Raw genomic sequence first — 17,481 nt, 5'->3', positions numbered from 1 at the left:
AGGGTCGCCCCCGAGACCGGCTCAGGGTCACCCCTGATCCGGCGGCGGCGCCGACGATAGGACCTGACGCCACGTCACGGTCAACCCTGCCGGCCGGACGATGGTCACGGTAGGTGACGGTCGCCACCCGGTCGGAACGCTCAGCCGCCGGGGCGCACCAGCCCCGTCTCGTACGCCAGCACCACCGCCTGCACCCGGTCCCGCAGCCCCAGTTTGGTCAGCACGTGCCCGACGTGGGTCTTGATGGTGGTTTCGCTGACCGACAGGGCCCGGGCGATCTCCGCGTTGGACAGCCCGCGGGCCACCTGCACCAGCACCTCCCGCTCGCGCTCGGTCAGCGAGTTGAGGGCCTTCGGCGGGGCCGCCGCCGGGTCGGGCAGCGCGTCGGCGAAGCGGTCCAGCAGCCGCCGCAGGATCCGGGGGGCCACCACCGCCTCGCCGGCGGCCACCGTCCGGATCGCGGTGACCAGATCCTCCGCCGGTACGTCCTTGGCCAGGAAGCCGCTCGCCCCGGCCCGCAACGCGCCGACCACGTACTCGTCCAGGTCGAAGGTGGTGAGGATGAGCACGCGCACCGGCAGCCGGGCGTCCACGATCGCCCGGGTCGCCGCCACCCCGTCCATCCGCGGCATCCGGATGTCCATCAGCACCACGTCGGGCAGCAGCCGGCGGGACAGCTCCACCGCCTCCAGCCCGTCGCCGGCCTCGGCCACGATGTCCAGGTCGTCCTCGGTGCCGAGCACCATCCGGAAGCCGGTACGCAACAGCGGCTGGTCGTCGGCGAGCAGGATCCGCACCGGTCGTGGCTGCGCCGTGCTGTCGGTCATCCGTCATCCCTCGTCGTGCCGGCCGGGCCGGGAACGGTCATGCCGGTACCGCCCCGACGGACTCGAGCGGGATCCGCGCGTACACCCGGAAGCCGCCGCCCGGTCGCGGACCGGTCCGCAGGATCCCACCGTAGAGGGCGACCCGTTCCCGCATGCCGACCAGCCCGTGCCCGATCCGGTCGGCCGCCGGCGCCGGGCCCCGGCCGGTGTCGGTGACCTCCACCGCCAGGACGCCGTCGGCGACGGTGAGCTGGACCAGCGCGGTGGCCCGGCCGGCATGCTTGAGCGCGTTGGTCAGGGCCTCCTGCACGATCCGGTAGACGGTCAGCGCCACGCCCTCCTCCATCGGCCCCGGCGTGCCGTCGATCCGCAGCGTCACCGGCAGGCCCGCCTCCCGGACCTGCTCGACGAGGGCCTCGATGCCGGTCAGGCCCGGCTGCGGGGTCAGTTCGGCGGTCGGTTCGGCGTCGGTGCGCAGCACGTCCAGCAGCCGGCGCAGCTCGCGCAGGGTGGCCCGACCGGTCTCCTCGACCGTGGCCATCGCCTCGTCCGCGGCGTCCGGGTCCCGGCGCAGCACCCGGCGCGCCCCGGTGGCCAGCACCCCCATCACGCTGACCTGGTGGGCGACCACGTCGTGCAGCTCCCGGGCGATCCGGCGCCGCTCGTCGGCGACGGCCTGCTCGGCGAGGGACCGCTGGTTCGCCTCGGCGATCCGGGCCCGCTCGCGCAGCATCCGGGTGGACTGCCGGCGCGCCTGCACCGCCCGGCCCACCGCGTACGCCACCGACGCGGTGAGCAGGTTGTTGAGGACCAGGTAGGCCGGGCCCATCTCGAGCACGCCCTTCAGCGGCGCGGTGAGGTTGGCCAGCACCACCGGCACCCACAGCAGCAGCGCGGCCAGGGTGGCCGGGCGCGGCCGCTGGTGCGCGGCCATCGTGTAGGTGAGCACGACGAAGGTCAGGCTCTGGGTGGCCGGCGCCTGCCGCAGCAGCACCGGCACAGCCAGGGTGGCCACCGCCGCGGCCACCGCCGGCCACGGCGCGACCCGGCGCAGCGCCACCGGGACCGCGCCCACCGCGCTCCAGCCCAGCGCCGTCCACAGCTGCGCGGGCCGCAGCTCGGGCGGCGCCAGCAGCAGCAACACCGTGGAGAGCAGCACCAGGGCGACCGCCGTGCCGGCGTCGACGGCCAGCGGTCGACGGCGGGCCCAGGCCCGCACCCGGTTGGTCATGCCACGACGCTAGCCGCCGCCCGGCGCGTCCCCTCGTCGCCGATGCCGAACCCGGCCTCCTCCGCGAGAAGGAGGGTCACTCGTCCGCTCCGGGGGCGACCGGCCGGGACCGGGCGTCGGTCAGCGGGTCACCCGCGCCGGCGGCCGGGAACGGTGGCGGGGTCCCGCCGAAGCTGGGGCAGAGCGCCTGGTGGCTGCACCAGTCGCAGAGCCGGCTCGGCCGGGGGCGGAAATCCTGCCGCGCGGTGGCCTGCTCGATCGCCTGCCAGAGCGCCACCACCGTGCGCTCGAACCGGAGCAGCTCCTCCGCGTCCGGGGTGTAGTCGCACACCTCGGCGTCCTTGAGGTAGAGCAGCCGCAGCACGCGCGGCACCACGCCGCGGGTCCGCCACAGCACCAGGGCGTAGAACTTGAGCTGGAACAGCGCCCGCGCCTCGAACGCCTCCCGCGGTGCCCCGCCGGTCTTGTAGTCGACCACCCGCAGCGCGCCGTCGGGGGCCACGTCGAGCCGGTCCAGGTAGCCGCGGATCAGCAGCTCCTCGTCGACCACCGCGGAGATCAACGCCTCCCGCTCGGCCGGCTCCAGCCGGCGCGGGTCCTCCACCGCGAAGTAGCCCTGCAGCAGCGCCGCGGCCGAGCGGAGGAACTCCGCCGCCCCGGCCGGGTCGTCCGCGGCGAACAGCGTCGCCAGCTCCGGCTGCTCGGTGACCAGCCGGTCCCACTGCGGGGCGACCAGGTCGCCGGCCGACTGCGGGGTACGCGCCGCCGCCGGCAGGTCGAACAGCCGCTCCAGCACCGCGTGCACCAGCGTGCCCCGGGCCTGCTCGACGGTGGGGCGCTCGGGCAGCCGGTCGATGCTGCGGAACCGGTAGAGCAGCGGGCAGGTCTTGAAATCCGCCGCCCGCGACGGCGACAGCGATGCCCGGACCGTGGATGGCGTCCCCGCCGTGGTCGGGGAGTCGTGTCTGTCGATCACCGGTTCCGCCGTCATGCCCGGAAGGTTAGGGCACCGGTGTGACAGGGCCGACGTCGCCGCACCGGGGCATGATCGGCGCCGCGTAGCATCGACCCGGTGGAGCACAGGTCCCGACCACCGCGCCGGCCCGGGCTGACCATCGGTCGGGTGTTCGGGGTGCCGCTGCGCGTGGACGCCTCGATGCTCCTGCTCACCCTGGTCGTCACCGTCCTGTACGCCAGCCTGGCCCGCCGGCAGCTCGAGGTGGGTCAGCTCGGCGGCTGGCTGGTCGGCGTGGGCTTCGTGGTCTCCCTGCTCGGTTCGGTGCTGCTGCACGAGCTCGGGCACGCCCTGACCGCCCGCCGGTACGGCATCGGTGTGCGCGGGATCACCCTGGAACTGCTCGGTGGGTACACCGAGATGGACCGGGACGCCCCCAGCCCCCGGGTCGACCTGCTGGTCTCCCTCGCCGGCCCGGCCGTGTCCGCGGTGCTCGGCGCGGCCGCCGTGGCGGCCACCCTCGCGCTGCCCGCCGGCACCGTCGCCCACCAGCTCGCCTTCCAGTTGGCGGTGAGCAACGTGATCGTCGCGGTGTTCAACAGCCTGCCCGGGCTGCCGCTGGACGGCGGGCGGGCGCTGCGCGCCGCCGTCTGGGCGCTCACTCGGGACCGGCACCGCGGCACCGAGGTGGCCGGCTGGGTCGGCCGGGCCGTGGCCGTCGCCACCCTGGCCGTGGTCGTGCTGCTCACCCTGCGCCGGGCGATCGCGCCGCTGGCCCTGCCGCTGATGCTGCTGGTCGCCGTCACCCTGTGGCGCGGCGCCGGGCAGTCCATCCGGATGGCCCGGATCAGCCGGCGCCTGCCGCTGGTCGACCTGTCCCGGCTGGCCCGCCCGGTGCTGCCCGTGCCCAGCGGCACCCCCCTGGCGGAGGCGCAGCGCCGCCGCGCCGAGGGACCGGTTCCCGACGCGGCACTCACCGTCGTCGACTCCGCCGGCCGGCCGGTCGCCCTGGTCGACCCGGCCCGGGTCGCCGCCGTACCGCCGGATCGGCAGCCCTGGCTGGCGGTGGACGCGGTCTCCCGCGACCTGGACTCCCTGCCCGCCCTGCCGGTGGGCGCGGACGGCGAACGCGTGATGGAGATCGTGCGCACCCACCCGGGCGCACAGTACGTGGTGACGGCAGGCGAAGATGTCGTCGGCGTTCTGCACATCGCGGATCTGGCTCAGCTCCTGGAACCCAAACGGAAGACGAACACGTGACCGCACATTCCTCCGCCGTCCCGGCCGACCCCGCCGCCGCAGCGCTGCCTCCCGTGCACCGGGGGCCATTCCGGCCCGGTGACCGGGTGCAGCTGACCGACCCGAAGGGCCGGATGCACACCGTGACGCTGGAGCCCGGCAAGGAGTTCCACACCCACCGGGGGATCCTCAAGCACGACACGCTGATCGGCCTGCCCGACGGCAGTGTGGTCACCACCGCGGGCGGCGGCACCGCGTTCCTGGCCCTACGGCCGCTGCTGTCGGACTACGTGCTGTCCATGCCGCGCGGCGCCCAGGTGATCTATCCGAAGGACGCGGCGCAGATCGTCATGATGGGCGACATCTTCCCCGGTGCGAAGGTCCTCGAGGCCGGCGCCGGCTCCGGCGCGCTGTCCTGCTCGCTGCTGCGCGCGGTCGGTACCGAGGGCGAGCTGCACTCGTTCGAGCTGCGGGAGGATTTCGCCAAGATCGCCGAGCGGAACGTCGAGGCGTTCTTCAACGGCCCGCACCCGGCCTGGCGGCTGCACGTCGGCGACGTCGCCGAGTGCCCGGAGACCGGCTTCGACCGGATCATCCTGGACATGCTCACCCCGTGGGAGATGCTCGACATGGTCGAGCGGGCGCTCGTCCCCGGCGGCGTCCTCATCGGGTACGTGGCCACCACCCCGCAGCTGTCCGAGCTGGTCGAGGCGCTGCGCGAGCGTGGCGGCTGGACCGAGCCGCGCGCCTGGGAATCCCTGGTCCGGGACTGGCACGCCGAAGGGCTGGCCGTGCGTCCCGACCACCGGATGATCGCGCACACCGCGTTCCTGGTCTCCGCGCGCAAGCTCGCCCCCGGGGTCACCGCCCCGCCGCGGCGCCGCAAGCCCAGCAAGGGCACCGAGGCGTACGTCCAGCGCCGGCAGGCCCTGCGCGACGCGGAGGCGGCCCGCCAGGCGGCGGCCGGGCCGGAGCAGGAGCCGGGCGAGGCGTGACCCCCCGGCGGCACGGACGGGCATGAGCGAGCGGATCATGTGTCCCGGCGGGGACGACACCGAACGGGCGGAGACGGTGGCATGAGCGAGCGAACGGCGTGCGGCGGACGCCGGGCCCGTCCGGGCGGGCGGGACCGGCGGCGGCGCGGCAGCGGGACGAGTGAGCGCAGCGAGCGGATCGTCGGGCTCGGCGCGGCCGACCCTCTCGTCGCCAGCCGGCGGGAGGCGGCGGCATGAGCAGCCCCGGCTACGGCAACGGCGACCTGCCCGCCGTCTTTCCCGACTGGTCGCCCTACGCCGATCTGGAGTCGGCCACGCGGGCGTACCTGCGCGATCCCGACATCGCCCTGGAGGCCCTCGGCGGGGTGCTGCGCGGCGCCTCCGTGCTCGGCTTCACCCTGGAACGCTTCGTCAACGAGGTCAACGGGGTGTGGCAGGAGGTGGTCGTCTGTGACGGCAGCCGCCTGGTCCTCTGGCACGGCGAGGACGTGCCGCCCGGCGAGGGGCCGCCCGGGTCGATGACCTCCTCGCTGCGGGTGGTGCCGGTCTCCACGATCACCGAGGTGGGCTGCCGGCGGCGGCTCACCCGCACCGACAACGGCGCGATCCGGGTCGACAGCATCGACGTCTACCTGCTGCTCAGCTCGCTGGACGAGGCGCCGCCCGGCGACGAGATCACCGGCGCGCCCCGGCACGACGCGCTACGGTTCGGCAAGACCCTCGACGACGGCGGCGCCGGGCAGATCGCCCGGCTGGAGGAGTTCGCCCGGATGGTCGCCTCGGTCGTCGGCCGCCCCCTGCTGTAGAGACGGCGGCGGGCCGGGGACGTCCGTCCCCGGCCCGCACCGCCCCGAACCGGGGTCAGTCCTCGGCGTCCGGCCCGGCCATCTCGACACCGTCGCCGGCGCGTACCACGTGGATGCACTCGCCCGGGCATTCCTTCGCCGAGTCGATCACTTCGAGGCGCAGGTGCTCCGGCACGTCCACCCGGGCCCCCGGGGCCAGCCGCAGCTCGCCGTCGGAGCCCTTGACGTACGCCAGGCCGTCCAGGTCGAACTCGAAGACCTCGGGGGCGTACTGCACGCACAGCCCGTCGCCCGTGCAGAGATCCTGGTCCACCCAGACCTGAAGCTGGTCCGTCGCGACCTCTGCCACCGGTGCACCCCCCATGTTCTCCCGTCCCACGCCCCGACGGTACCCGAACGGCCGTACCCGCCCGGCGACCAGCCCTTGGCGATCAAGCTTCGGTGACGGGCGCGTTGCGGAGGACCGAATCGGGCTCACAGCGGCTAGTGTTAGCTCAGAACGTTCGAGCCCCCCGGGGAGGTGGGACGTGGCACGCAGCGACGACGCGGACTCGCGCGCCGCACGGTGGGAGAAGGAGGCCCACGATCTCTCCACGCAGGTCGCGTTCCTGCAAGAGGAACTCGCCCTGGTGCGGCGCAAGTTGACTGAAAGCCCCCGACACGTCCGGCAGCTCGAGGAGCGGCTGGCGGCCACCCAGGCCCAGTTGGCGCGGCTGACCGAGAACAACGAGCGGCTCGTGAGCACCCTCAAGGAGGCTCGCGCGCAGATCGTGACGCTCAAGGAGGAGATCGACCGCCTCGCACAGCCCCCGAGTGGCTACGGCGTCTTCCTGGCCAAGCACGACGACGGCACGGTGGACGTCTTCACCGGCGGGCGCAAGCTTCGGGTTGCCGTCTCGCCCTCGCTGGACGTCGACGAGTTGCGCCGCGGCCAGGAGGTCCTGCTCAACGACGCGCTCAACATCGTGGACGCGTTCGGCTACGAGCGGGTCGGCGAGGTGGTGATGCTCAAGGAGGTGCTCGCCGGGCCCGACGGCGCTCCCGGTGACCGGGCGCTGGTGGTCTCCCACTCCGACGAGGAGCGGATCGTGCACCTCGCGGAGACCCTGATCGGCACCTCGATAAGGGCCGGCGACTCGCTCATGATCGAGCCCCGCTCGGCGTACGCCTATGAGCGGATCCCGAAGAGCGAGGTCGAGGAACTCGTCCTGGAGGAGGTGCCCGACGTCGGCTACGAGGACATCGGTGGCCTCCAGGCGCAGATCGAGCAGATCCGCGACGCGGTGGAACTGCCGTTCCTGCACTCCGACCTGTTCCGCGAGCACCAGCTCCGGCCGCCGAAGGGCATCCTGCTCTACGGCCCGCCCGGCTGCGGCAAGACCCTGATCGCCAAGGCGGTGGCCAACTCGCTGGCCAAGAAGATCGCCGAGCGGCGCGGCGAGGAGAAGCACACCAGCTTCTTCCTCAACATCAAGGGTCCCGAACTGCTCAACAAGTACGTCGGCGAGACCGAGCGGCACATCCGGTTGATCTTCCAGCGGGCGCGGGAGAAGGCCGGCGAGGGCACCCCGGTGATCGTGTTCTTCGACGAGATGGACTCCGTGTTCCGCACCCGCGGTTCCGGCGTCTCCTCCGACGTGGAGAACACCATCGTCCCGCAGCTGCTCAGCGAGATCGACGGCGTGGAGGGCCTGGAGAACGTCATCGTCATCGGCGCCTCCAACCGGGAAGACATGATCGACCCGGCGATCCTGCGTCCCGGCCGGCTCGATGTGAAGATCAAGATCGAGCGGCCGGACGCCGAGGCGGCCAAGGACATCTTCTCCAAGTACATCCTGGCGGGTCTGCCGCTGCACGCGGACGACCTGGCCGAGCACGGTGGCGACCCGCAGGCCACCGTCGCCGCGATGATCGACGCGGTGGTGCTGCGGATGTACTCGGAGACCGAGGAGAACCGGTTCCTCGAGGTCACCTACGCCAACGGCGACAAGGAAGTCCTCTACTTCAAGGACTTCAACTCCGGCGCGATGATCCAGAACATCGTCGACCGGGGCAAGAAGATGGCCATCAAGGAGTTCCTCACCTCCGGGCGCAAGGGGCTGCGGCTGCAGCACCTGCTCGACGCCTGCGTCGACGAGTTCCGCGAGAACGAGGACCTGCCCAACACCACCAACCCGGACGACTGGGCGCGCATCTCCGGCAAGAAGGGCGAGCGGATCGTCTACATCCGCACGCTCGTCTCCGGCGGCAAGGGCGCCGAGGCCGGCAGGTCGATAGAGACCGCCAGCAACACCGGCCAGTACCTGTAGTCCGACGCACGACCGGAGGCCCGTGGCGCCCGCGCCGCGGGCCTCCGCGCGTTGGCGTCCGGCCCCGCCGTGAGCGAGCGCAGCGAGCGAGCCATCATGCTCAGCGCCGTGATGCCGCACGCCGGCGCCGACCGAGGGAGGCGGTGGCGCGAGCCGCCACACCGTACGCCCCCGGGCCGCCACGCCCCCATCCCGCGTGACGACGACTACGCTCGACGTGACGGGGGGACCGGGACGGCGAGCGGAGCGGGCAGGTCGATGAGCGTAAGACGGATCATGGGCACCGAGGTCGAGTACGGCATCTCCGTGCCCGGCCAGGCCGGGGCCAACCCGATGGTCACCTCCTCGCAGGTGGTCAACGCCTACGGGGCGCGCCCGGAACTCAACCGGGGTGGCCGGGCCCGCTGGGACTACGAGGAGGAGTCGCCGCTGCGCGACGCCCGCGGCTTCACCTACTCCGGCGCCGCGTACGACCCGGCGGAGGCGCTCGCCGACGAGGACCTGGGGCTGGCGAACGTCATACTCACCAACGGGGCCCGGCTGTACGTCGACCACGCCCACCCGGAGTACTCCACCCCCGAGGTGACCAACCCGCTGGACCTGGTCCGCTGGGACAAGGCGGGGGAGCGGGTGATGGCCGAGGCGGCCCGGCGGGCCGCCACCATCCCGGGCACCCACCCGATCCACCTCTACAAGAACAACACCGACAACAAGGGCGCCAGCTACGGCGCCCACGAGAACTACCTGATGCGGCGGCAGACACCGTTCGCCGACATCGTGGCGTACCTGACGCCGTTCTTCGTCACCCGTCAGGTGGTCTGCGGCGCCGGCCGGGTCGGCATCGGCCAGGACGGCGGTCAGAGCGGCTTCCAGATCTCCCAGCGGGCAGACTTCTTCGAGGTCGAGGTGGGGCTGGAGACCACCCTCAAGCGGCCGATCATCAACACTCGCGACGAGCCGCACGCGGACGCCGACAAGTACCGCCGGCTCCACGTCATCATCGGCGACGCCAACCTCTCGGAGATCTCCACGTACCTCAAGGTCGGCACCACGGCGCTGATCCTCACCATGATCGAGGAGAAGGCGCTCGGCCCCGACCTCGGCATCGCCGACCCGGTCAGTGAGCTGCGGGCGGTCAGCCACGACCCGTCGCTCAAGCACCTCATGCGGATGCGCGACGGCCGCAGGCTGACCGCCCTGGACGTCCAGTGGGCGTACCTGGAGCGGGTCCGGTCCTTCGTGGACGACCGGTACGGCACCGACGTCGACGAGCAGACCGCCGACGTGCTCGACCGCTGGGAGAGCGTGCTCGACCGGCTCGGCCGTGACGCCTTCCTCTGCGCCGACGAGCTGGACTGGGTGGCCAAGCTGCGGCTGCTGGAGGGCTACCGGGAGCGGGAGAAGCTCGGTTGGGGGGCGCACAAGCTCCAACTGGTCGACCTCCAGTACTCCGACGTCCGGCCGGAGAAGGGGCTCTACCACCGGCTGGTGTCCCGCGGCGCGATGCGGACGCTGCTCAGCGACGAGCAGAGCCGCACCGCGATGACCGAACCGCCGGAGGACACCCGGGCCTACTTCCGCGGCCGCTGCCTGGCCCAGTACGCCTCCGAGGTGGTCGCCGCGAGCTGGGACTCGGTCATCTTCGACGTGGGCCGGGAGTCGCTGGTCCGGGTGCCGATGATGGAACCCGAGCGGGGCACCCGCAAGCACGTCGGGCAGCTGTTCGACCGGTGCGAGAGCGCCAAGGACCTGCTGGAGACGCTGACCGGCGGCTGAGCCGGATGCCGGAAAGCCCGTCCCGCGCTGGAACCCGGCGCGCGACGGGCTTTTCGTCGTCTGCGCGAGGTAAGTTGATCGCAGGGATCGTGGAGGAGGCAACGATGGCGACCCAAGAAGGCGGCCAGACCCAGTCCGGCAAGTCGCACGAGGAGGTCGAGGAGGTTACCGCGCAGGCCAACCCCGAGGTTGCCGAGCGGCACGCCGAGATCACCGAGGACGTCGACGACCTGCTCGACGAGATCGACTCCGTCCTGGAGGAGAACGCAGAAGAGTTCGTGAGGGGATATGTCCAGAAAGGGGGTGAATGATAAGAATGTCCGATTTGCCCTGCGAATCGGACAAGAAGTGCCCGCAGTGTGAGCGGCTATTGCCCGTCACGGAGTTCCATCGCAACCGGCGGCGGGCGGACGGGCTCGCCTACTACTGCAAGACCTGCGCGGCGGCCCGCTCTGAGGCGAGCCGCCGCAAACGAGGAATCGGGCCGCAGAAGAAGGCCTCGACGCCAGTTCCTGCTGGTTTGAAGTGGTGCCCGGACTGCGATCAGGTCAAGCCGCTTGAGGACTTTCCGCGTACCAAAAAGGCCAGCGGACGGCACAGCTACTGCAAGCCCTGCCACAACGCCCGGGGCAAGGAGACCGCGCAGCGGCTCTACGGCGGCACGCGCGAGTACCACCTGCGGCGGCGGTACGGGATCGGGGAGAAGGAGTTTCAGGAGCTCCTCGCTGAGCAGGGCGGCGTCTGCGCGGTCTGCGCTGCACCCGATCCGGAACATGTGGACCACGATCATCGCACCGGATGGGTGCGCGGGATACTCTGCTTCAACTGTAATGGTGGTCTTGGTCAGTTCCGTGACAGTCCCGTGCGGCTGGCCAGGGCGATCACGTACCTGAGAGGAACCACGTGGCAGCGGGTTTTGATCCATCCGGGCGTCTACCAGATGTGTTCACCAACGCGGGGACGTCCTCCTTCACAGCGTTCCTGAGCAAGGTGGCCCCCGAAATGCTGCCCGGCCGGCGGCCGCTGCCGCCCGGCATGGCCGCCGACATGGCGCCGCACGCGACGACCATCGTGGCCATCTCGGCCGCCGGTGGCGTGGTGATGGCCGGCGACCGGCGCGCCACGATGGGCAACCTGATCGCCCAGCGGGACATCGAGAAGGTGCACCCGGCCGACGCGTACTCGCTGGTCGGCATCGCGGGCACTGCGGGCATCGGCATCGAGCTGATGCGACTGTTCCAGGTGGAACTCGAGCACTACGAGAAGATCGAGGGCGCCATGCTCTCGCTCGACGGCAAGGCCAACCGGCTGGCCGCGATGATCCGGGGCAACCTGGGCGCGGCGATGCAGGGCCTCGCGGTGATCCCGCTGTTCGCCGGGTTCGACCTGGCGGCCAGCGACCCGGCCCGGGCCGGCCGGATCTTCAGCTTCGACGTGACCGGCGGCCCGTACGAGGAGACCGGCTACGACGCGATCGGATCCGGCTCGCTGTTCGCCAAGTCGGCGTTGAAGAAGCGGTTCCGGGCGGGCCTGTCGGTCGACGACGCGGTGCGGCTCGCCGTCGAGGCGCTCTACGACGCGGCCGACGACGACACCGCGACCGGTGGCCCGGACCTGACCCGCCGGATCTACCCGGTGGTGATGACCGCGACGGCGGGGGGCACGCACCGGCTCACCGAGGCCGAGACGGCGGCGATCGCGGAGAGCGTCGTGGCCGGCCGGATGGAGAACCCGGGCGGCTGACCCCGCTCCCACCTCACCCGTCAGCAGTCCGCAGCACAGCGCCCGAAGGAGAACCGCCGCCGTGGCCATGCAGTTCTACGCCTCGCCCGAGCAGATCATGCGCGACCGCTCCGAGTTGGCCCGCAAGGGCATCGCCCGGGGCCGGAGCGCGGTGGTCCTGAGCTACGAGGGCGGGGTGCTCTTCGTCGCGGAGAACCTGTCCAGCACCCTGCACAAGGTCAGCGAGATCTACGACCGGATCGGTTTCGCGGCGGTGGGCCGCTACAACGAGTTCGAGAACCTGCGCCGGGCCGGGGTGCGGATGGCCGATCTGAACGGCCTGAGCTACGACCGGCGGGACGTCACCGGCCTGGCGCTGGCCAACGCGTACGCGCAGACGTTGGGTGCCATCTTCACCGAGCAGTCGAAGCCGTTCGAGGTGGAGGTCTGCGTGGCGGAGGTGGGTGCCACCCCGGACGACGATTCGCTCTACCGGGTGACGTACGACGGTTCGGTCAACGACGAGCCGGGCCGGATGGCGATGGGTGGCCAGGCCGAGGCGATCACCGGGGTGCTGAAGAACGAGCACCGGCCGGAGATGTCGCTGTCCGAGGCGATCCAGGCCGCGGTGAAGGCGCTCGGCAGCGTCGGCGGGGAGGGCGGGGCGGCCCGTGCCATCGCCGCGAACCAGATGGAGGTGGCGGTGCTGGACCGCCGCCGGGTGGGGCGGACGTTCCGGCGGGTGACCGGGGCGGCGTTGACCGCGCTGCTGGAGGGGGACGCGAGCGCGGACACCGCGCCGGCGCCGGGGCGGGCGCAGACCCCGACTTCGCCCACCGAGGAGGCGAAGAAGCCGACCACGTCGGCTGGTTCGGCGGACCTGGAGGGCCAGCAGGGCGAGCAGTCGGGGGACTGACGGCCGGGCCCGGCGCGCGCCCTGTGCGGCGCGGCTCGCCTGCGTGACGCCGCCCGTGGCGGGCCGGGCCGGCAGACGTCGCGCGGCGAGGCGGCGGCGGATCCCGGTGGACGTGCCGGGCCTGGCCGTCGCGGCCCGGTGGGTCAGCGGTGCGGCTTGAGCGGCTGCCACCAGGCGCGGTTGGTCCGGTACCAGTCGACCGTCTCGGCGAGCCCGCCGTCCAGGTCGATGGTGGGCATCCAGCCGAGTTCGCGGCGGGTGGTGGTGCAGTCCAGCGAGTAGCGGCGGTCGTGGCCCCGGCGGTCGGCGACCGGCCGGACGCGGTCCCAGCCGGCGCCGCAGGCGGCGAGGAGGCGGCCGGTGAGTTCCCGATTGGTCAGTTCGGTGCCGCTGCCGAGGTGGTAGACGCCGCCGGCCCGGCCGTGGAGCTGGGCCAGCGCGATGCCGTGGCAGTGGTCGTCGACGTGCAGCCAGTCGCGGACGTTGCCGCCGTCGCCGTACAGCGGCACGTCGTGCCCGTCGAGCAGGTTGGTGGCGAACAGCGGCACGATCTTCTCGGGGTACTGGTACGGGCCGTAGGTGTTGGCGCCGCGGGTGATGACGACGTCGAGGCCGTGAGTGCGGTGGTAGGCGAGGGCGAGCAGGTCGGCGCCGGCCTTGCTGGCCGAGTAGGGGGAACTGGGCCGCAGCGGCGTGTGCTCGGTCCAGGAGCCGGTGTCGATGGACCCGTACACCTCGTCGGTGGAGACCTGCAGGAACCGGCCGACCCCGTGGCGTAGGGCGGCGTCGAGCAGGATCTGGGTGCCGACCACGTTGGTGGTGACGAACGGGGCGGCGTCGGTGATGGAGCGGTCGACGTGGGATTCGGCGGCGAGGTGCACGACGACGTCGTGACCGGGGACGGTGGCGTCGACGAGGGCGGCGTCGCGGATGTCGCCGCGGACGACCCGCAGCCGGGGGTCGGCGCGTACCGGGTCGAGGGCGGCGTCGGTGGCGGCGTAGGTCCAGGCGTCGAGCACGGTGAGGGCGTCCACCGGCAGGTGCGGCTCGGCGCCGGTGAGCAGCCGCCGGACGTACGCCGATCCGATGAAGCCGGCGCCGCCGGTGACGAGGATTCTCACGGCTGGGACCGTACCCGGCGGTGGGATGCGCGGACGCGGGGAATGCCCGGCCCGGTGCGGATGAGACCACTGGGTTGAGCGCTGCCCAATTGGGGCCCCGGGCGGCTAATGTCACATCATGGAGCGGCGAATCTTCGGCATCGAGACCGAGTACGGCGTCACCTGCACCTATCGCGGGCAGCGCCGGCTGTCCCCCGACGAGGTCGCGCGGTACCTGTTCCGGCGGGTGGTGTCGTGGGGCCGGTCGAGCAACGTGTTTCTGCGCAACGGAGCCCGGCTCTACCTGGACGTGGGCTCGCACCCGGAGTACGCGACGCCGGAATGCGACTCGGTGACCGATCTGGTGGCCCACGACCGGGCGGGGGAGCGGATCCTGGAGGGGCTGCTCGTCGACGCGGAGAAGCGGCTGCACGACGAGGGCATCGCGGGTGAGATCTACCTGTTCAAGAACAACACCGACTCGGCCGGCAACTCGTACGGCTGCCACGAGAACTATCTGGTGTCCCGGCACGGCGAGTTCGGCCGGCTCGCCGACGTGCTGATCCCGTTCCTGGTCACCCGGCAGTTGATCTGCGGCGCGGGGAAGGTGCTGCAGACGCCGCGCGGGGCGGTCTACTGCCTGTCGCAGCGGGCCGAGCACATCTGGGAGGGCGTCTCCTCGGCGACCACCCGGAGCCGGCCGATCATCAACACCCGGGACGAGCCGCACGCGGACGCGGAGCGGTACCGGCGCCTGCACGTGATCGTCGGCGACTCGAACATGAACGAGGTGACCACGCTGCTGAAGGTGGGCACCGCGGACATCGTGCTGCGGATGATCGAGGCCGGGGTGGTGATGCGGGACCTGACGCTGGAGAACCCGATCCGGGCGATCCGCGAGGTGTCCCACGACATCACCGGCCGGCGCAAGGTGCGGCTGGCCTCCGGCAAGGAGGTCTCCGCGCTGGAGATCCAGCAGGAATACCTGGCGAAGGCGACGGAGTTCGTGGAGCGCCGGGGCGGGGACCAGACCGCGAAGCGGGTGGTGGATCTCTGGGCGCGGGTGCTGCGGGCGGTGGAGACCGGGGACCTGGACCCGGTGGCCCGGGAGATCGACTGGGTGACGAAGCTGCGCCTGATCGAGCGGTACCAGCGCAAGCACGACCTGCCGCTGTCGCACCCGCGGGTGGCGCAGATGGATCTGGCGTACCACGACCTGCGGCGCGGGCGGGGCCTGTACGGGCTGCTGGAGCGGCGTGGCGAGGTGGACCGGGTGGCCACCGACCCGGAGATCTTCGAGGCGAAGGAGACGCCGCCGCAGACCACCCGGGCGCGGCTGCGGGGCGAGTTCATCCGGCACGCGCAGGAGAAGCGGCGGGACTTCACCGTCGACTGGGTGCACCTGAAGCTGAACGACCAGGCGCAGCGGACGGTGCTGTGCAAGGACCCGTTCCGGGCGTACGACGAGCGGGTGGAGCGGCTGATCGCGAGCATGTGAGGCGGCGGCCGGTGCCGTGGGCACCGGCCGCCCGCTCACGGGTACGCTGGCGTCGCGATGAACACTTCCGAACCCTCCGGCCGCGACCGTGGCACCGAGAAGCTCAACTGGATCGACCGGCGCCGGGAGAAGATCCGCGCTGAGATCGAGCGGAACCGCCGTGGCGAGTACAAGGTGCCGACCTGGGTGCTGGGGGTGGCGCTGGCGCTGATCGTGGTCGGCTGGTTGGCGTTCATCTTCCTCGCCGGCTGAGTCCGGGTCCGGCCGCGCGCCGGCTGCGGCGGCCGGCGCCGCCCCGGGGCCGTCAGTTGTACGGCATGCTGGGGAACCAGCCGATGCCGAAGCGGGCGGGCAGCCGCACGTCCCAGTAGACGACGGTGAAGATGCCCAGGGCGACGAGCAGCGCGCCGGTCACCACGGCGGCGCGGCGGGGGTCGGCCATCCAGCGCAGGAAGCGTCCCCGGCTGACCACGACGACGATCGCGAAGATCAGCGTGACGAGCAGGATGTTGCCCAGCGACTGCAGGGTGAAGGCGAGTGCCCCGTAGAGCGGGTTGCCGGTGTCGGCCGCCCAGTGGAACAGCTTGTTGAACATCGGGTAGGGGCGCCCGATGAGGAAGCCGCCGACCAGCGCGCCCATCGTCACCACCCGGGCGACCGGCCGGTGGGCGAAGACGTCGGGGAGCAGGCCGAGCGCGGCGAGCCCGAGGTAGGTCAGCGCCAGGCCGATCACGCCGAACACGACGGACGACTGGATGAGGCGGACCGGGACCCCGCCGACCACGTCGCTGGAGAGTTGGGGGAGCCGGTCGCCGAGCAGGACGCCGATGGCGCCGTAGCCGGCCGAGACCGCGATCATGCCGAGGGCCAGCCAGCCGACGGGACGGAGCAGGGACCGCAGCGGCGCGGCGCTGGCGTGGCCGCCGGACGCCTGGCTCATCGGGCCGACCGAGGCGGCCATGGCGATGTTGCAGGCGGTGAAGGTGCCGGCGAAGCCGGAGACGAACGCGAAGAGCAGCCCGGCGGCGGTGCCGGTGATCGCGGTGGCCTTGGCGTCGTGGCCGAGCACGGTGTTCGCGACGTTGTCGCCGATGACCTTGTCGACCAGCTCGAACGACCACAGGACGGCGAGTAGGACGCCGGCTGCCGCGCTGAGCAGGGCGACCCGGAGGCGGCGCCCGGGGCCGGGTGTCGGGGGGAGGAGCTGGCGTTCGGGGAGTTGTCGCAGGGACATGGCGTCTCGCATTCCGCTACGGGGGCCGCGCCGTCCCGCGACGGGCCCCTGCGATGCCGGGTGGGGAGGCCGGGGTCGATGCGGCCGGGGTCGGATACCTGGACAGGATGGAGGCGGCCGGGCCGGCGGGGCGTCTTCGACCGTGCGGTCTTCGCTGCTGGTCGGCGGGTGGGCGGTTCGCGGCGGACCGGTCGGCGCCGGGAACAGCGCACGGGGGAAGTTGCCGCCCCCACCCGGGGCCTGGCAGGTTGCCGGATGGATCGGGTTCGCGGTCGGCCACGGCCGGCTCGGGTGGGAGGCGACGTCATGGCACATATCGATCTTGGCCTGGACGAGAAGGCGCACCCGGGCATCAACGGGCCGATGCGGTTCCGTCCCGAGACCGCGGAGCCGCTGAACGCGCTCGCCGAGCAGCTGCTGCGCGCCCCACACCCCACGCTGACCGCAGGCGAACGGGAGCTCATCGCCGCCTACGTGTCCGGCCTGAACGAGTGCACGTTCTGCTGCTCGTCGCACTCGGCGTTCGCGGCCGCCCAGCTGCCGTCCGGGATGCCCCTGGTGGAGCAGGTACGCCGGGACGTGACCACCGCGCCGGTCAGCGAAAAGCTGCGGGCGCTGCTGCGGATAGCCGGGGCGGTGCAGCGCAGCGGCCGGGCGGTCACCCCCGAGCTGGTCGACGCGGCCCGCGCGGCGGGCGCCACCGACCTGGAGATCCACGACGCGGTGCTGATCGCCGCGGCGTTCTGCATGTACAACCGGTACGTCGACGGCCTGGGCACTTGGGCGCCGCAGGACCCGGCAGCGTACGAGCGGTCCGCCGCGCACATCGTCGCGCACGGCTACGGCGCGAGCTGAGCGCCGGTCCGCCGCCGG

Annotated in this window: 19 protein-coding genes; 13 read left to right on the top strand and 6 right to left on the bottom strand. The window is 72.3% G+C overall.

Annotated elements, in window-relative coordinates:
• Positions 1–140 precede the first annotated feature (140 nt).
• The 3 genes from ACFYML_RS30555 to ACFYML_RS30545 form a co-directional block, all read right to left on the bottom strand.
• Positions 141–827, bottom strand: a complete 687-nt coding sequence (locus ACFYML_RS30555) for a response regulator (RefSeq protein ID WP_387423910.1) — start codon at positions 825–827, stop codon at positions 141–143.
• Between the two features lie 37 nt (positions 828–864).
• On the bottom strand, positions 865–2,058 hold the full coding sequence (locus tag ACFYML_RS30550) for a sensor histidine kinase (protein WP_387423909.1): 1,194 nt from the start codon (positions 2,056–2,058) through the stop codon (positions 865–867).
• Positions 2,059–2,134: 76 nt separating this feature from the next.
• Positions 2,135–3,049, bottom strand: a complete 915-nt coding sequence (locus tag ACFYML_RS30545) for a RecB family exonuclease (protein WP_387423908.1) — start codon at positions 3,047–3,049, stop codon at positions 2,135–2,137.
• 72 nt (positions 3,050–3,121) lie between these two features.
• Between ACFYML_RS30545 and ACFYML_RS30540 the strand changes: the two genes are divergently transcribed.
• The 4 genes from ACFYML_RS30540 (at position 3,122) to ACFYML_RS30525 (ending at position 6,053) form a co-directional block, all read left to right on the top strand.
• On the top strand, positions 3,122–4,273 hold the full coding sequence (locus ACFYML_RS30540) for a M50 family metallopeptidase (protein WP_387423930.1): 1,152 nt from the start codon (positions 3,122–3,124) through the stop codon (positions 4,271–4,273).
• A complete protein-coding gene (locus ACFYML_RS30535; protein WP_387423907.1) occupies positions 4,270–5,247 on the top strand; it encodes a tRNA (adenine-N1)-methyltransferase in 978 nt (325 codons plus the stop codon). The genes ACFYML_RS30540 and ACFYML_RS30535 overlap by 4 nt, the downstream gene beginning before the upstream one ends.
• A gap of 81 nt (positions 5,248–5,328) precedes the next feature.
• Positions 5,329–5,484, top strand: coding sequence for a hypothetical protein (locus ACFYML_RS30530; RefSeq protein WP_387423906.1), 156 nt, complete (start codon positions 5,329–5,331; stop codon positions 5,482–5,484).
• Positions 5,481–6,053, top strand: coding sequence for a hypothetical protein (locus ACFYML_RS30525; RefSeq protein WP_073836754.1), 573 nt, complete (start codon positions 5,481–5,483; stop codon positions 6,051–6,053). The genes ACFYML_RS30530 and ACFYML_RS30525 overlap by 4 nt, the downstream gene beginning before the upstream one ends.
• A 55-nt stretch (positions 6,054–6,108) precedes the next feature.
• Here ACFYML_RS30525 and ACFYML_RS30520 read toward each other — a convergent pair whose 3' ends face one another.
• Positions 6,109–6,402: a ferredoxin gene (locus ACFYML_RS30520; protein ID WP_073836802.1), complete on the bottom strand. Its 294-nt coding sequence runs from the start codon at positions 6,400–6,402 to the stop codon at positions 6,109–6,111.
• A 178-nt stretch (positions 6,403–6,580) separates the two neighbouring features.
• On the opposite strand from ACFYML_RS30520, the gene arc reads away from it, so the two are divergent.
• The 6 genes from arc (at position 6,581) to prcA (ending at position 12,776) form a co-directional block, all read left to right on the top strand.
• Positions 6,581–8,362, top strand: a complete 1,782-nt coding sequence (gene arc, locus ACFYML_RS30515; RefSeq protein ID WP_073836755.1) for a proteasome ATPase — start codon at positions 6,581–6,583, stop codon at positions 8,360–8,362.
• 258 nt (positions 8,363–8,620) lie between these two features.
• Positions 8,621–10,138, top strand: coding sequence for a depupylase/deamidase Dop (gene dop, locus ACFYML_RS30510; RefSeq protein ID WP_387423905.1), 1,518 nt, complete (start codon positions 8,621–8,623; stop codon positions 10,136–10,138).
• A 104-nt stretch (positions 10,139–10,242) separates the two neighbouring features.
• Positions 10,243–10,449, top strand: a complete 207-nt coding sequence (locus tag ACFYML_RS30505; protein ID WP_046562769.1) for a ubiquitin-like protein Pup — start codon at positions 10,243–10,245, stop codon at positions 10,447–10,449.
• 5 nt (positions 10,450–10,454) lie between these two features.
• Positions 10,455–11,123 carry an endonuclease VII domain-containing protein gene (locus ACFYML_RS30500; protein WP_387423904.1) on the top strand — a complete coding sequence of 223 codons (669 nt, stop codon included), beginning with the start codon at positions 10,455–10,457 and terminating at the stop codon, positions 11,121–11,123.
• Positions 11,042–11,881, top strand: coding sequence for a proteasome subunit beta (prcB, locus tag ACFYML_RS30495; protein ID WP_387423903.1), 840 nt, complete (start codon positions 11,042–11,044; stop codon positions 11,879–11,881). Before ACFYML_RS30500 ends, prcB begins: the two co-directional genes overlap by 82 nt.
• A 61-nt stretch (positions 11,882–11,942) precedes the next feature.
• Positions 11,943–12,776, top strand: a complete 834-nt coding sequence (gene prcA, locus ACFYML_RS30490) for a proteasome subunit alpha (protein WP_387423902.1) — start codon at positions 11,943–11,945, stop codon at positions 12,774–12,776.
• A gap of 143 nt (positions 12,777–12,919) precedes the next feature.
• Here the strand turns inward: prcA and rfbB are convergent, their stop codons facing one another.
• Positions 12,920–13,897 (bottom strand): dTDP-glucose 4,6-dehydratase, encoded by a 978-nt coding sequence (gene rfbB / locus ACFYML_RS30485; RefSeq protein WP_387423901.1) that lies wholly within the window; start codon positions 13,895–13,897, stop codon positions 12,920–12,922.
• A gap of 118 nt (positions 13,898–14,015) precedes the next feature.
• On the opposite strand from rfbB, the gene pafA reads away from it, so the two are divergent.
• Positions 14,016–15,374, top strand: coding sequence for a Pup--protein ligase (gene pafA / locus ACFYML_RS30480; RefSeq protein WP_387423900.1), 1,359 nt, complete (start codon positions 14,016–14,018; stop codon positions 15,372–15,374).
• Between the two features lie 57 nt (positions 15,375–15,431).
• Entirely contained in the window at positions 15,432–15,626 is a 195-nt protein-coding gene (locus ACFYML_RS30475; RefSeq protein WP_073836761.1) for a hypothetical protein, read from the top strand.
• A gap of 52 nt (positions 15,627–15,678) precedes the next feature.
• Here the strand turns inward: ACFYML_RS30475 and ACFYML_RS30470 are convergent, their stop codons facing one another.
• Positions 15,679–16,608: a hypothetical protein gene (locus ACFYML_RS30470; RefSeq protein WP_387423899.1), complete on the bottom strand. Its 930-nt coding sequence runs from the start codon at positions 16,606–16,608 to the stop codon at positions 15,679–15,681.
• 306 nt (positions 16,609–16,914) lie between these two features.
• Here ACFYML_RS30470 and ACFYML_RS30465 point away from each other — a divergent pair, with 306 nt between their 5' ends.
• Positions 16,915–17,463 carry a carboxymuconolactone decarboxylase family protein gene (locus tag ACFYML_RS30465; RefSeq protein ID WP_387423898.1) on the top strand — a complete coding sequence of 183 codons (549 nt, stop codon included), beginning with the start codon at positions 16,915–16,917 and terminating at the stop codon, positions 17,461–17,463.
• Positions 17,464–17,481 lie beyond the last annotated feature (18 nt).

The sequence above is a fragment of the Micromonospora sp. NPDC007230 genome (assembly GCF_042869115.1).
Lineage (GTDB): Bacteria > Actinomycetota > Actinomycetes > Mycobacteriales > Micromonosporaceae > Micromonospora.
The sequence above is the reverse complement of the archived record's forward strand: the minus strand, read 5'-3'. Positions and strand labels throughout refer to the sequence as shown.

Coding starts and splice junctions, on each gene's coding strand:
- ACFYML_RS30505 (WP_046562769.1), top strand. CDS start 10,243: ATGGCGACCCAAGAAGGCGGCCAGACCCAGTCCGGCAAGTCGCACGAG.
- ACFYML_RS30465 (WP_387423898.1), top strand. CDS start 16,915: ATGGCACATATCGATCTTGGCCTGGACGAGAAGGCGCACCCGGGCATC.
- ACFYML_RS30545 (WP_387423908.1), bottom strand. CDS start 3,049: ATGACGGCGGAACCGGTGATCGACAGACACGACTCCCCGACCACGGCG.
- ACFYML_RS30530 (WP_387423906.1), top strand. CDS start 5,329: ATGAGCGAGCGAACGGCGTGCGGCGGACGCCGGGCCCGTCCGGGCGGG.
- ACFYML_RS30525 (WP_073836754.1), top strand. CDS start 5,481: ATGAGCAGCCCCGGCTACGGCAACGGCGACCTGCCCGCCGTCTTTCCC.
- ACFYML_RS30475 (WP_073836761.1), top strand. CDS start 15,432: ATGAACACTTCCGAACCCTCCGGCCGCGACCGTGGCACCGAGAAGCTC.
- ACFYML_RS30470 (WP_387423899.1), bottom strand. CDS start 16,608: ATGTCCCTGCGACAACTCCCCGAACGCCAGCTCCTCCCCCCGACACCC.
- pafA (WP_387423900.1), top strand. CDS start 14,016: ATGGAGCGGCGAATCTTCGGCATCGAGACCGAGTACGGCGTCACCTGC.
- ACFYML_RS30550 (WP_387423909.1), bottom strand. CDS start 2,058: ATGACCAACCGGGTGCGGGCCTGGGCCCGCCGTCGACCGCTGGCCGTC.
- dop (WP_387423905.1), top strand. CDS start 8,621: ATGAGCGTAAGACGGATCATGGGCACCGAGGTCGAGTACGGCATCTCC.
- ACFYML_RS30555 (WP_387423910.1), bottom strand. CDS start 827: ATGACCGACAGCACGGCGCAGCCACGACCGGTGCGGATCCTGCTCGCC.
- ACFYML_RS30500 (WP_387423904.1), top strand. CDS start 10,455: ATGTCCGATTTGCCCTGCGAATCGGACAAGAAGTGCCCGCAGTGTGAG.